We start from the raw sequence: 12,715 nt of genomic DNA, 5'->3' as shown, positions 1-12,715 counted from the left end.
TCCGAAAACGGAGAATTTTATGAAGTACCTATGCCTGGTCTACAGCGACGAGCAGTTGCTTCACAGCTTGCCTGAAAGCCCGAATGATCCCGAATGCCAGGCCTATGCCGAATCGGTGCAAGGCAGCGGGCGGATGATTGCCGCCGAGGCGCTGGAGTCGGTCACGACAGCCACCACCGTGCGTATGCGCAACGGCAAGTTGTCGATCACCGACGGGCCGTTTGCCGAAACCAAGGAGCAACTGGCGGGCTTTTACCTTATCGACGCCAGGGACCTGAATGAAGCGATCCAGCTCGCCGGGGGCATTCCGGCGGCGCGGGTCGGCAGCGTGGAAGTACGCCCTGTGCGTGAATTGAATCTCTGAACAAAACAATCATAAAACTCAGGAGATTTACCCATGAGCACTCAACCCCAGGCGGGTGTACAGCCCGCCCAATTCGAGTTATCCATCAGCCGCTTGATCGACGCGCCACGCCGCCGGGTGTTTCGCGCCTGGACGGAACCTGCATTGTTGCAACAATGGTGGGGGCCCCATGGCATGACCACCCCCGAGTGCGAAATGAACCTGTGGGTCGGTGGGCTGTTTCGCACCCTGATGCGCGCCCCGGATGGCACCGAGTACCCGACCCAGGGCGTATTCCTGGAGATCGTTGCGCCACGGCGGTTGGTGTTCACCGATGCCTTCACTCCAGGCTGGATTCCGTCGAGCAAGCCGTTCATGACCGCCGAAGTGACCCTCGAAGAAGTCGACGGTAAAACCCTCTACACCGCTCGGGCCATGCACTGGACCGAGGCCGACAAGCAGGCCCACGAAGCCATGGGCTTTCATGAGGGCTGGGGCCAGAGCCTGGATAGGCTGGTGACATTGGTCACTGAGGGCATGGTCGATTGACAGTCCAGGCCCAGGTTGAAGCGGTATACCGCAGTGAATCGCGGCGCATCCTTGCCACGCTGATTCGCTTGCTGGGCGATTTCGACCTCGCCGAAGAAGCCTTGCACGAGGCGTTCTTCGTCGCCGTCGAGCGCTGGCAGCAGGACGGTGTACCAGAAAATCCTCGCGCCTGGCTGGTGTCTACCGGGCGCTTCAAGGCGATTGACCGCTTGCGTCGACAGGCACGGTTCGCCGCGTCCCAGACGCTGCTGCTGGCCCAGGCTGAAGAGCTGGAAGAGGTCGATTGGAGCGCTGAAGACGTGGAAGACGATCGCCGGCGCCTGATGCAACTGAACATGGATGATCACCTGTAGACGCGAGCACGCTCGCTTAACGCTGGCTGGCGCGTCGCTATCCGGGATTACTCCAGTATCTTTTCCAGCATCCAACTCCCGGCTGGCCCAGGTGGACGTTGGCGTGACCACAGCGCATCCACCGCCACCAAACGCGGCCAGCCGCGCACGTTGAGTTCCTGCAGGCTATCGTTGCCGAAACGCTCCACCAGCCAGCGTGGCAGCGGCGCCCAGCCGAAACCAAGCTGTGCCATTTCCATCAGCATCAGGTAACTGGCCGCCGACCACACCCGGCCTGTGGCGCGGTTGTCATAAGGGTTGACGATGCTCGCCAGGCGTAGCTCGCGGTGTTGCTGCAAGGTCTGCTGATCGACGACCTCAAGGCTGGCCAGCACATGTTGGGGTGAAACGAACAAGGCGATTTCCGTGCGTTCTTCCACCGGGGAACTGGTCAGATCCGGCGGATAAACCTTCTGCTGTTCGATAAAGGCAATCTGCGCCCGGCCGCTTTGCACCAGATCGATCAGGTCATCGCATTCGGCGATCAGCCATTCCAGCTCCAGGTCGGGGTAACGTTCTGCAAAAGCGATGATGGCGGTTTCAAAACGCTGCGACTGGTAAGTATCGGACATGGCGATACTGAGCCTGGGTTCCAGCCCCTGGGACAGCTGACTGGCCGCCAGTTCCAGGCGGCTGCTGGCCTCCAGCACCTGTTCGGCCCGTTGCAGCAAGACATGGCCAGCCGGGGTGAGGCTGGGTTTGCGGCTGCTGCGATCAAACAGCATCACGTTCAGGTCAATTTCCAGGCTCGCCACCGCCGCGCTGACGGTGGACTGGCTCTTGCCAAGCTTGCGCGCCGCCGCTGAAAACGAACCTTGGGTCGCCGCCTGGACAAACGCCTGCAACACTTCATGAGAGGCCACGCTCTATCGCCTTGATCGATGGTTATTGGTTATGAAGTATCGGTCTGAGGGGTAATTATGGCAACCGTTGTCACTCATGGAGCCGGGTCATGAACCCTACCAAGTCAATTACTGAACGCGTTTTCCAGGCCATCGGTTTCGAGATCCTGGCCTTGTCGATCTGCACACCGCTGCTGGCATGGATCATGGATAAACCGGCCCTGGAAATGGGCATGGTGACCCTGGCGATCAGCCTGATGGCGCTGAGTTGGAACATCGTTTTCAACAGCCTGTTCGACCGTCTCAAGGTGCGCCTGCAACTGGCCAGCGGCGGTTGGACCCGTGTGCTGCACGCCTTGCTGTTTGAAGGCGGCCTGGTGATTGGCTGTGTCCCGTTGATTGCCTGGTGGCTGAATATCAGCCTGTTGCAGGCGTTCATCCTCGACATCGGCGTGCTGCTGTTCTTCCTGCCGTACACCTACGTATACCACTGGGGGTATGACGTGCTGCGCGAGAAACTGATGCAACGTCGGGCGCTCACTGTGTAAGACAGCACTGACGTTTGCACCGCTGGTATTACAGGAACATCACGCCCGAAGCTTCGATCCGCTGACGGGTGATCCAGTTGCTGCCGTCAGCGAGCAATTAGGGCAAGCCCCTCGCCACAACTCAGAACAATTGGGTGAATAACCAGTACAAACTCCCCGACAACACAATCGCCGCCGGCAAGGTCAGCACCCAGGCCATCAGCAGGTTGCGGATGGTCTTCATCTGCAAGCCGCCGCCGTTGGCGACCATGGTCCCGGCCACGCCCGAGGACAGCACGTGGGTGGTGGACACCGGCAAGCCAAACATGTCCGCCGCGCCAATGGTCAGCATCGCTACCATCTCCGCCGAAGCGCCCTGGGCGTACGTCATGTGGGTTTTGCCGATCTTCTCGCCCACCGTTACCACGATGCGCTTCCAACCGACCATGGTCCCAAGCCCGAGGGCAATGGCCACGGAAATTTTCACCCACAGCGGAATAAAACGGGTGGCGTTGTCGATCTGTTGCTTGAACAGTTGCAGCTTGCCTTGGGTGTCGGCGTCGAAATTACCGACCTTGCCCTTATCTATCAGGCGAATGGTTTCGCTGGTCAGGTACATGTCATTGCGCACGTTGCCCATGGCCTCGGCGGGCACCTTGGCCAACGAGCCATAGCCTTTCACTTCTTCACCAATATGCCCGGCCAGGGCGGCGAGGGCGGGGATCAATTCTGGCGTTGCTTCCTTGGTGCGTACGTAGGCCGACAGGGTCGGACGCGGGTCGGCTGGGGCCGGTTGCGGTGCGCTTTTCACCAAGGCTTGCTGGGTGACTTGGGCTACTGCGGCAAATTGCAGCGACTGATCGGCCGGCATGGTGCGGTTCAGCGCGTAGGCCATCGGCAACGTACCCACCAGGATCAGCATGATCAGGCCCATGCCTTTCTGTCCGTCGTTGGAGCCGTGGGCGAAAGAGACGCCGGTGCAGGTGGCGATCAGCATGCCGCGAATCCACCACGGCGGCGGGGTGTTGCCCTTGGGTGCCTTGTACAACGAGCGGTTTTTCACAAACGCGCGCAGTGCCAGCAATAGCAGTGCCGCGAAGACGAAGCCGATCAGCGGTGACAGCAGCAACGCATAGCCGATTTTGAATGCCTGGCTCCAATCCACGCCGCTGGTGCCGTCACGTCCGTGCATCAGGGCATTGGCCACGCCGACGCCGATAATCGAACCGATCAGGGTATGGGACGAAGACGCCGGCAGGCCCAGCCACCAGGTGCCGAGGTTCCACAGGATCGCCGCGATCAGCAGGGCGAAGATCATGGCGAAACCGGCGGATGAACCGACCTGCAAAATCAACTCCACCGGCAGCAAGGCAATGATGGCGAACGCCACTGCGCCACTGGACATCAGCACCCCGAGAAAATTGAAGAATCCCGACCACACGACGGCAAAATGTGGCGGCAACGAGTTGGTGTAGATCACCGTCGCCACGGCGTTGGCAGTGTCATGGAAACCATTGACGAACTCGAAGCCCAGAGCGATCAGCAGCGCCACACCCAGCAGCAGGAATGGCATCCAGGTAGTCACCACCGTGCCCAGTTCGTGCATGTCGCGCATCAGGCTGTAGGCGGTGAACAGCAGGCCCATGGCGAGGACGGTGAAGAAAGTGATCACCGTCAACAGGCTGGGCTTTTGGTCCAACTGGGGTTTTGAATCGGCTGCGTGAGCCCGTGTGGATGCGGTCAGGGAAGGGGTGGCCATGCAGGGGCATCCAGTGAGGAAGGATGCCGCCCATGATCATTGCAGAATATTACAGGGGTACTGCGGTAAGTCAGTCTTTAGAGGATTGAGTGTGCCGCTGGTCCATAAATCAGCCTCTGGCATGACCGGCTGTAGCAATTGTCGAGCCTCGCTGGGGCTCGACGGTTACGAGGAGCATTGCGCCCTTATTTTCAAGGCAGAGGGGCTCAATAATCCTTGCGCTTGCGAAACGCCCAACGACCGGCAATCAAGGTAAACGTTGCCACCAGCGCCACCAGAATCCAGAAGCCCTCGGGGTCCTGGGAAAGCGGTACGCCACCGACGTTCATGCCAAAGAACCCGGCAATGATATTGATCGGCAGCGCCAGTACCGTGACCACGGTCAGGGTGAACAGGGTGCGGTTGCTCTGTTCGTTGAGGTTGGCGGCGATCTCCTCCTGCAACAGTTTGATCCGCTCCCCCAGGGCCATCAGGTCGTTGATGATCAGTGCAAATTCCTCGGTGGATTTGCGCAGCTCCTTCACGTCTTCTTTCTGTAGCCATTGCGGCGGGCGGTTGAGCAAACGCAGCAACGAACCCGGCTCCAGCGCCAGCAGGCGTTGCAGGCGCACCAGTACCCGGCGCATGGCTCCCAGTTCCGAGCGGTTGGTGGACAGGCGTGAGGACAACAGCTGATCCTCGATCTGGTCGACACTGATACTGGTCTTGCGCACGATCTGCGTCAGCACTTCGCCCTGGTCCCGCAGCAAATGCACGAGCAATTCCAGGGGCGATCGAAAGCGTTCGCCGGCCTTGACCGAGGAGCGCAGCTTGTCCACCGAGTGCAGCGGTTGCAGGCGTGCGCTGATCAGCAATCGGCTACGGGCGCAGACCCACAGGGTGGAGATGTCCGAAGACATCATGCTGCTGAAGTTGAACACCACATCGTTGACCACCGCCAGCAAAGCCGAGTCCACATGCTCGATGCGAGTGGAGCGTGAACCTTCGTGCAAGGCCTCGAAAAACTCTTCCGGCAACTCCAGATGCGCCTGCATCCAGCGTTCGCACGCCGCGTGGGCCAGGTTCAGGTGCAGCCAAAGGAATTCGTCGGGATCAGTGGGCTGCTGCAAGGCTTTCAGAGCAGCAGCCGAATCGATCTGCTCGGCTTTTTCACCCGGCCTGAAACGGAAACCGTAAAGCAGGCCAAACAGATCCGAATCCTGATGGCCATGGTCGATGCTGTGGTTCATGGAGGCTCACAGAGGAGGCGCCTGTAGGAGATTTCACAGGTTCGCTTGAGCGCATCATGGCAAGGGTTTTTGACAATTTTGTTACCGTTTAGTCATCCAACTGTCGGAATGTGAAGAGGTACTTTTGAACACCTTTTTAACTACCGACCCAATAGCCTCAAGAAGTGTCTGGAGCGGCCGATTCAAGGCATAAGCACTTATGTGTATCCGCGGTGCTTTCGATGACAGGGATGTTGCGGTGTGGATACACAACTTCCCTTGTTTCGAGGCTTTTCCCCTATGAATTTTTTGCGAAAGTCTTTGAGAGCACAGATCTTGTCGTTACTCGGTGGCAGCCTTCTGGCGATGCTATTGATCGCCTTGACGTGTTTTCATTTTCTCTCCAGCGGTGTGCAGAGTTATCGCAGTTTGCTGGAGGGGCCTCTGCTGACTTCACAACTGATTGATGAGGCGAACCTGCAATTCAAAGTGCAGGTCCAGGAATGGAAAAACGTCCTGCTGCGGGGTAAACAACCCCAGGACATGGAGAAGTACTGGGGCCAGTTCCAGGCTCGGCAACGGGATGTGCAAGGTATTCTGGGTCGCCTGGTGGCGCAGACCAAAAGCGATCAAGCCTTGAGTGGCCGTATTGAAACCTTGCGCCGGGAGCACAGCGTGCTAATGGCTGCTTACCAGAAGGGCCGTGATGCCTACTTGGCTGCCGGGGCGGACTCCGCGGCAGGCGATAACGCGGTCAAGGGCGTGGACCGCATGGTCAGTGAGCAGATGAGCGCGCTGGTCAGCGAGTTGCATGAACAGGGTGCGCAGCAATCGCTGATGATCAGCGCCTATGCCGACCGCACCGTGATGATCGGGCTGGCCGTGATGCTATTGTCAGGAGCGCTGATCGGCTTGTTCAGTTTGTGGCTGATTAACCGAAACCTGATTTTGCCGATCCGTGGGTTGATCGACTATGTGGCGCAACTGAGCCACGGACGTTTTGCCGAGCGTGTGGCCATCAGCCGCCAAGACGAACTGGGGCGCCTTGCCGATGCCGCCAACACCTTGCGTGATTTTCTGGCCGAGACCTTCAGTCGCTTGCAGCGCAGTGCCACGGACCTGGTGAGTGCCAGTGGCGAGTTGAGTTCGATTGCCGGGCTAATGGCCACAGGCACCCAGGAGCAATTCAACCGTACGGACCAGGTGGCCACGGCCATGACCGAAATGTCTGCCACCGCCCAGGAAGTTGCCCGTCATGCCGCCAGTGCTTCGCGGGCCGCTGATGAGGCGGACCATTCGGCCCGTGAGGGCGGTGAAGTGATGAAGGTAACGATTGCCACCATCGGCCAGATGCGTGAAGAGATCCTCAACACCGGCACGATCATTCGTCGTCTGGAAACCGATAGCGTACGCATCGGTAAGGTGCTGGAGGTGATTCGCGCGATTGCCGAACAGACTAACCTGCTGGCACTCAACGCGGCGATTGAGGCTGCACGGGCCGGCGAGGCCGGACGTGGCTTCGCCGTGGTTGCCGATGAAGTACGCAGCCTGGCACAGCGCACGGCAGCGTCGATCATCGAGATCAACCAGATCATCCAGGCAGTGCAAACCGGTGCCATCGACGCGGCCAAGGCCATTATCACTGGGCAGTCATGCAGTGAAGACAGCGTGAAAAAAGTCTCCCAGGCCGGCGCCATGCTCAATCACATCACCCAGGCGGTGGAAGCGATCCGTGATATGAACAGTCAGATCGCTACGGCAGCAGAGGAGCAAACCTCGGTGGCTGAAGACATCTCGCGCAATATCACGCAAATCACCACGGTGGCGACGGCCAATCTGGATAACGTCCAGCGTACAGAGGCGGCCAGCCAGAACCTGAGAGGATTGTCCGGTGAGCTGAACGAGGTGACCGCACGCTTGGGCGCGTGATCAATCACATCAGCAGGTGGGTAAGCTAAAGAATGGCCGGCACAGCACTGATTCGGCCAATGGTGGCAATGTCGGCGGCTTTTTGCCCCATAAAAAACGCCGCGCGACCCGAGGGTGGCGCGGCGTTTTCAGGGTTTAACTCAGGTGTCTTGTTTGTTGGTCAGGACTTCGCCGGTCTTGGCGTCCAGGTCCACGTCCCATTTCACGTTGCTGGTGTCACGCAGCTCGGTCTGATAGATCAGGCGGCCGGCTTTATCTTCCAGTTCGGTGTCGACAATGGTCGCACCAGGGTGTTTAGCCAGGGCTGCGGCGTTGAGCTTCTCGAAATCCATGACGGCGCCGGACTTGAGCAGGCCTGGAATCTGATCAGGGCGGACATCGGCCTGGGCAAGACCTGCGGTCAGGGTCAGGGCGGTAGCGGCGAACAGAGTAGTCAGCTTTTTCATAGTGTGGTTCCTTCTGGGTGAGCTGTTTAAGTAGGATCAGGTTAACCAGCGCAACTTAACTTATCCTTAATTGTGCCGGACGGTTGCGTCGTTTGTGGCTACCGCAGCGCGACTTCATGCTGCTGTCTCAATCATGGGAGACGCAGATGAAACAGTTGATGGCTTGAGTGTATGGGCCTTTATTCTGCGCGGGATTTATCGGATGGGCGCTGTGGTTGGTAGACAACGCTGCAACGGGATGGTTGCCCTTGGTGTTTATCGCTGCGGTGGCGGTGTCTTTTCTGGCGGAGTGGTGGTTGCCGTATGAGCCTCAATGGAATCGCAATCAGGGTGACCGCCGACGCGACATCGTCCACGGTCTGGTCAATGAAAACCTCAACGCCCTTGGCTCGGCATAAGCCATCAGCACATTGCCCTCGCCGAAGGTCAGGCCGTAATCACGCCCCAGCCACAGGTGACCTGACCACTCGTTTTTTTTGGGGCGGGCCACTCAGTAACCATTGTCCTCCAGCAGATTCGACACGCTCGAAGCCGGCGCGCGATTGTAGTACTTGAGCAGTTCGGCGGCGCGGTTGGTGAAGATGCCATCGACACCGGCGTCCATCACTTTCTTGAAGTCCACTGGCTCGTCGACAGTGTAGACGTGCACCAGCAGGCCCTTGTCGTGGGCCATCTGGTTCATCCATGGCTGGACCAGGTCCGAATAGCTTTGGTCACCACTGTTGGTCAGCAGGGCCGACGGGCCGGTGCCGATGGCGCCAAGGCTCTTGGCCTCGTCGATCCATTTTTCGAACTCAGCGTTGTCCTTGGGTTCCTGCTTGGCGTAGTAGGCGGCTTTGGTGGTCTCGCCGGATTCGGCGAAGGTCACTTTGGACTTGGGTTCGATGCTGCCTTCACCCACCCACAGCAGGAGGATTTTTGGCGTGTTAGGCATTTCCTTCTGCAGCTCCTTGAGGCTGTCCCTCTCGAAGGTTTGCAGCACCACGCGGCCCTTGCCTTGGCCGACCCCAATGACCTTCTGGGCTTGGTTGGAACCGATGGAACTCAGCCAACCCTTATCGAACAGCTTGTTTTTCAGGTCGCTCTCGATCCCCGGAAACTGCTTCGGCTCTTTGGTTTCGATGTACAAGCCTGGTTTATGTTGCGGGTTGCTTTCTGCAATTTTGATGATTTCATCGAGGGTAAGGATTTTCAGCCCGACGAACCCTGGCCGTGCGCGATCCGGGTAAGCGGTGTTGAACCAGCTGCCGGCGTCCAGGGTTTTCAGCTCGGCCATGGTGAACTCGTTAGCCGGGCTGTCTTTGCGTTCAGGGAATTTGGTGGCGACGTCGGTGGTGCGTTGCAGGTTGTTGTCGTGCAGGGCGAACAGCACGCCGTCCTTGCTACGTTGCAGGTCCAATTCCAGGTAGTCGGCACCCAGGTCGCGGGCCACTTTATAGGCTGCGGCGGTGGACTCCGGAGCATCAAAGGACGCGCCTCGATGAGCAATGACCGCAGGATGGGGAATGCCTTCCTTGGTCGCCAGTTCAGTCGAGCTGATCGGGCTGTCAGCCTGTGCGTGGCCAAGGCCCAGCATCAGGGCGAGCAGCAGGGCACTCTTGGTAAACGTGACAGGCATATGCGAGGTCCTTTCGTGGAGGTAGCTTCAAGAAGGCTTCCTTTTTAACAATTGAATGCAAAGTGCGCTATCACCAAACCGACATTAACGTGCGCATGGGCCATTTTTCTGCGCTTTTGTGCTGTGCTTTGCAGTACTCTTGGCCCGAGTTTCCCCACTAGAGGGAAACCTGCATTGCCTTCTTTTCTTGCCTCGTGTGTAAACCATCGTTCACTTCCCCTGTGGGACTTTTCAGTGAGGTTTACCATGCGCATCACGTCCGAGCTTATCTGCCAGGCAGCCGACCAACTCAACGGTTTTGTTGGCCTGAACCGCAAGACCGGTCATTACATCGTGCGTTTCAGCGAAGATTCCTTCGGCATGGACGTCGCCGACGACGGCATCATTCCCACCAGTGAGTTTGTCTGGCTGCCTGTTGATGAGCAGACCATGACCCTGTCCCGTGAGCACATTCAGTTGCTGCTGGACCAGAACATCGACGACCGCATCAACATCACCGAACCGCTGCGTGTGTACATGCGCCGGGTGGAAATCGCGCAGATCAGTGCGGTGCGCAGTCTGGTCAGTTAAGCGAACGCATAGGCGCGCTCCACCTTGCATACCCGCGTATGAAACGCCGAGTACCAGGTGGACCGGCCCTGTTCACGCACTTCACGGTGTTCGCCATGCTGCTTCCAGGCGAGGATCGCTGCCTCGCTGCTCCAGTAGGACACGGTAATCCCCAAGCCATCCTCACCTCGGGCCGACTCAACGCCGAGAAAGCCTGGCTGTTCGTGGGCTAGTTCCAGCATGCGCTCGGCCGCTTCGCCGTAGCCTTGATCCACCTCGGTGCGCAGTGAGCTGAAAATCACCGCGTAGTAGGGCGGGGCCGGTGTTTGGGCGATCATGCCGAGGCCCTGAGCAATGCCTTGACCAACGGTGGGACGGTGCCTTTCAAGGCGGCCCGCTCCGGCTGGAACAGCGTCGCGACATAGAACGGATGATCATCGAGTTCCACCACTCGTAAATCGCCAGCAGCGTCATGGCCGGTGGCACGCAGGGCACCGCTCAGTAGGGCGTTAGCGAAGTCGGGATTGACGCCGTAGCGGCAGCGGTAGCCTTCGCTGATGTCTTGGCTGCCATAGGCGTTGGCAGTACGCGAGCCTTCCAGTAGATGGATGCTGTCGGTCGCCTCCACCAGTGTGCAACTCAGTGGCGATAGCACCGCGCGGGGCGAATCCGGCGCTAGTTCACCATGTTCGGCATCGGCCCAGCCCAACACATTGCGGGCGTATTCCAGCACGCCATGTTGAAAACCGCCGCAGGTGCCGAGGAAGGGGCGCTGCTGTTCGCGGGCATAACGGATCGCCAGGAGCGCGCCATCCAAGTCCCGATAGGGGCTGGCGGGGACACACCAGAATCCGTCGAAGTGCTGTAACTGTTCAATGGAGTTGATGGTGTCGGTAGCCAACCAGTCGAAATCCACGGTCAGCCCCAAAGCATCGCCAGCCAGTTGCAGGGCCACGGGGATGGCCTGGTGCGCAGTGACCTGCGGGTCGTAGTCGCCGATCAGTGCCAGGTGCACGGAGGTTTTAGTCATCGGTTGTATTCCTTGGCTTGTTGAGTCCTAGTGGCCACTATAGATTGGCGTTCACGCAATCAATATTGGCGTTATTACACATGCTCAATGCAGCTGCGCACTATCGAATCGACTACCCAGACCTCTCATTGATCCTCGCCCTGGTGCGCGGCGGCACCCTGGCGCGGGCGGCGGCGTTGCTGCGAGTCGATGTGTCCACGGTGTTCCGGTCGGTGCGGCGTCTGGAAGCGGCGCTGGGCCAGGCCTTGTTTGAAAAGAGCCGCGCTGGCTACTTGCCCACCACCTTGGCCACCGCTCTCGCCGAGCAGGCCGAACGCGCTGAGCAGGCTCTGGAAGCCGCGCGTATCGGCGTGGAACAGGGCGGTGAGATGATCAGCGGTACGGTGCGCCTGACCTGCACCGACTCGGTGTTGCAAGGCTTGTTGCTGCCGGCCCTGGCGCAATTCATGCCCCGGTACCCGGCGCTGACCCTGGAGTTGAGCACATCCAATGACTTCGCCAACCTCAGCCGCCGCGACGCTGACATTGCCCTGCGGTTGACCAAGGCCCCACCGGAGCATTTGGTGGGCCGTTGCCTGGGGACGGTCGCTTATCGGGTCTGTGCCAGCGCCAGTTACGGGCAGCAGCATGACGGGCATGACCTGGCGGCCCTGGCCTGGATCGCGCCGGATGACTTTTTACCCGATCACCCGACGGTGGCCTGGCGCCGCCAGCACTTGCCGGGAGTGCTGCCAAGCTACCGCTGTAACAGCATGCTTTCAGTCACTGAGTTGGTGCGCGCCGGGTTGGGCGTAGCGGCGTTGCCGGATTTTCTCTTGGGTGAGCATCACGGCTTACAACCCCTGGGGCCGGCGCTCGCCGGTCATGACACGGCCCTGTGGTTGCTGACCCGGCCTGACTGCCGAGCACTGCGCTCAGTGGTGACCTTGTTCGATGAGTTGGGCCAGCATGTGCGGTTGCCTGGGGGCTAAGGTTTGCGCACAAACTGCTGATGCATTTCGCTGGTCAGGCTTTCGATGCGTTCGGTCAGCTGTTTGGTCATCTCCGTCAGCCGGGTGTTCTGCTCCAGCAACTCCAGAAGTTGCGCGGTGTTCTGGGCGGCCTGGGCCTGGCGCTCGGTGTTGGCGACGGCCAGGGCTTCGCGGTGTTGCGCATCGGCGTCGGACTGGGCTTTGTCCCGGGCGGCCTGGCGCGTTTGGGCCAGTAGAATCAGCGGCGCGGCATAGGCCGATTGCAGGCTGAACGCCAGGTTGAGAAGGATGAATGGGTAGACGTCAAAGTGGGTGACGCCTGTCCCGTTGAGTACCACCCACAGCACCACAATCGCCGTTTGCGCCCCGAGAAAGGTCGGCGTGCCAAAGAAGCGCGCAAAGGCTTCGGCTTTCAGGGCGAAGGTGTCGTTACCGAAGGTCGGCTCCAGGTGAGCGTGGGCGCGATGGAAACGCAGGTGATCGACTTTGGCTTGAGGTTTATCTGGGGTCATGGCGGGCTCGGATCATCGGCATAAGACAGTGATCCACTAT

Annotated in this window: 14 protein-coding genes and 2 pseudogenes; 8 read left to right on the top strand and 8 right to left on the bottom strand. The window is 59.4% G+C overall.

Annotation, left to right across the window (positions count from 1 at the left end; genetic code table 11):
• The first annotated feature begins 19 nt into the window (after nucleotides 1–19).
• The 3 genes and pseudogenes from ACZRJ6_RS01845 to ACZRJ6_RS01835 form a co-directional block, all read left to right on the top strand.
• Nucleotides 20–364, top strand: a complete 345-nt coding sequence (locus ACZRJ6_RS01845) for a YciI family protein (RefSeq protein ID WP_149413817.1) — start codon at nucleotides 20–22, stop codon at nucleotides 362–364.
• A gap of 33 nt (nucleotides 365–397) precedes the next feature.
• Entirely contained in the window at nucleotides 398–892 is a 495-nt protein-coding gene (locus ACZRJ6_RS01840; RefSeq protein ID WP_463966849.1) for an SRPBCC family protein, read from the top strand.
• Nucleotides 889–1,218, top strand: a pseudogene (locus ACZRJ6_RS01835) (sigma factor); the annotation flags it as partial. The gene ACZRJ6_RS01840 and the pseudogene ACZRJ6_RS01835, both read left to right, overlap by 4 nt.
• 74 nt (nucleotides 1,219–1,292) lie before the next feature.
• Here the strand turns inward: ACZRJ6_RS01835 and ACZRJ6_RS01830 are convergent.
• Nucleotides 1,293–2,147, bottom strand: coding sequence for a LysR family transcriptional regulator (locus ACZRJ6_RS01830; protein WP_463966848.1), 855 nt, complete (start codon nucleotides 2,145–2,147; stop codon nucleotides 1,293–1,295).
• An 89-nt stretch (nucleotides 2,148–2,236) separates the two neighbouring features.
• On the opposite strand from ACZRJ6_RS01830, the gene ACZRJ6_RS01825 reads away from it, so the two are divergent.
• On the top strand, nucleotides 2,237–2,674 hold the full coding sequence (locus ACZRJ6_RS01825; RefSeq protein ID WP_463966847.1) for a multidrug/biocide efflux PACE transporter: 438 nt from the start codon (nucleotides 2,237–2,239) through the stop codon (nucleotides 2,672–2,674).
• A gap of 121 nt (nucleotides 2,675–2,795) precedes the next feature.
• Here the strand turns inward: ACZRJ6_RS01825 and ACZRJ6_RS01820 are convergent, their stop codons facing one another.
• Both ACZRJ6_RS01820 and ACZRJ6_RS01815 read right to left on the bottom strand, forming a co-directional pair.
• On the bottom strand, nucleotides 2,796–4,412 hold the full coding sequence (locus tag ACZRJ6_RS01820) for an inorganic phosphate transporter (RefSeq protein ID WP_463966846.1): 1,617 nt from the start codon (nucleotides 4,410–4,412) through the stop codon (nucleotides 2,796–2,798).
• Nucleotides 4,413–4,618: 206 nt separating this feature from the next.
• Nucleotides 4,619–5,641: a transporter gene (locus ACZRJ6_RS01815; RefSeq protein ID WP_463966845.1), complete on the bottom strand. Its 1,023-nt coding sequence runs from the start codon at nucleotides 5,639–5,641 to the stop codon at nucleotides 4,619–4,621.
• 279 nt (nucleotides 5,642–5,920) lie between these two features.
• On the opposite strand from ACZRJ6_RS01815, the gene ACZRJ6_RS01810 reads away from it, so the two are divergent.
• The gene (locus tag ACZRJ6_RS01810; RefSeq protein ID WP_463966844.1) at nucleotides 5,921–7,549 is read left to right on the top strand and encodes a methyl-accepting chemotaxis protein; all 1,629 of its coding nucleotides are present in this window, start codon (nucleotides 5,921–5,923) and stop codon (nucleotides 7,547–7,549) included.
• Nucleotides 7,550–7,689: 140 nt separating this feature from the next.
• Here the strand turns inward: ACZRJ6_RS01810 and ACZRJ6_RS01805 are convergent, their stop codons facing one another.
• A complete protein-coding gene (locus tag ACZRJ6_RS01805) occupies nucleotides 7,690–7,995 on the bottom strand; it encodes a PepSY domain-containing protein (RefSeq protein ID WP_463966843.1) in 306 nt (101 codons plus the stop codon).
• A gap of 167 nt (nucleotides 7,996–8,162) precedes the next feature.
• Here ACZRJ6_RS01805 and ACZRJ6_RS01800 point away from each other — a divergent pair.
• A pseudogene (locus ACZRJ6_RS01800) lies at nucleotides 8,163–8,384 on the top strand (sterol desaturase family protein); the annotation flags it as partial.
• Nucleotides 8,385–8,485: 101 nt separating this feature from the next.
• Here the strand turns inward: ACZRJ6_RS01800 and ACZRJ6_RS01795 are convergent.
• Complete coding sequence (locus ACZRJ6_RS01795) at nucleotides 8,486–9,613, bottom strand: glycerophosphodiester phosphodiesterase (protein WP_463966842.1); 1,128 nt, start codon at nucleotides 9,611–9,613, stop codon at nucleotides 8,486–8,488.
• A gap of 246 nt (nucleotides 9,614–9,859) precedes the next feature.
• On the opposite strand from ACZRJ6_RS01795, the gene ACZRJ6_RS01790 reads away from it, so the two are divergent.
• Nucleotides 9,860–10,183 (top strand): DUF2025 family protein, encoded by a 324-nt coding sequence (locus tag ACZRJ6_RS01790; RefSeq protein ID WP_463966841.1) that lies wholly within the window; start codon nucleotides 9,860–9,862, stop codon nucleotides 10,181–10,183.
• Here ACZRJ6_RS01790 and ACZRJ6_RS01785 read toward each other — a convergent pair.
• Nucleotides 10,180–10,500 (bottom strand): antibiotic biosynthesis monooxygenase family protein, encoded by a 321-nt coding sequence (locus ACZRJ6_RS01785; protein WP_463966840.1) that lies wholly within the window; start codon nucleotides 10,498–10,500, stop codon nucleotides 10,180–10,182. The genes ACZRJ6_RS01790 and ACZRJ6_RS01785 overlap by 4 nt on opposite strands.
• Complete coding sequence (locus ACZRJ6_RS01780; protein ID WP_463966839.1) at nucleotides 10,497–11,192, bottom strand: CTP synthase C-terminal region-related (seleno)protein; 696 nt, start codon at nucleotides 11,190–11,192, stop codon at nucleotides 10,497–10,499. Before ACZRJ6_RS01780 ends, ACZRJ6_RS01785 begins: the two co-directional genes overlap by 4 nt.
• An 80-nt stretch (nucleotides 11,193–11,272) precedes the next feature.
• On the opposite strand from ACZRJ6_RS01780, the gene ACZRJ6_RS01775 reads away from it, so the two are divergent.
• Complete coding sequence (locus ACZRJ6_RS01775) at nucleotides 11,273–12,163, top strand: LysR family transcriptional regulator (protein WP_463966838.1); 891 nt, start codon at nucleotides 11,273–11,275, stop codon at nucleotides 12,161–12,163.
• Here ACZRJ6_RS01775 and ACZRJ6_RS01770 read toward each other — a convergent pair.
• The gene (locus ACZRJ6_RS01770; protein ID WP_149413832.1) at nucleotides 12,160–12,675 is read right to left on the bottom strand and encodes a DUF1003 domain-containing protein; all 516 of its coding nucleotides are present in this window, start codon (nucleotides 12,673–12,675) and stop codon (nucleotides 12,160–12,162) included. The genes ACZRJ6_RS01775 and ACZRJ6_RS01770 overlap by 4 nt on opposite strands.
• Between the last annotated feature and the right edge of the window lie 40 nt (nucleotides 12,676–12,715).

The organism is Pseudomonas sp. C321 (assembly GCF_055407105.1).
This window is presented reverse-complemented; position numbering and strand designations above follow the sequence as displayed.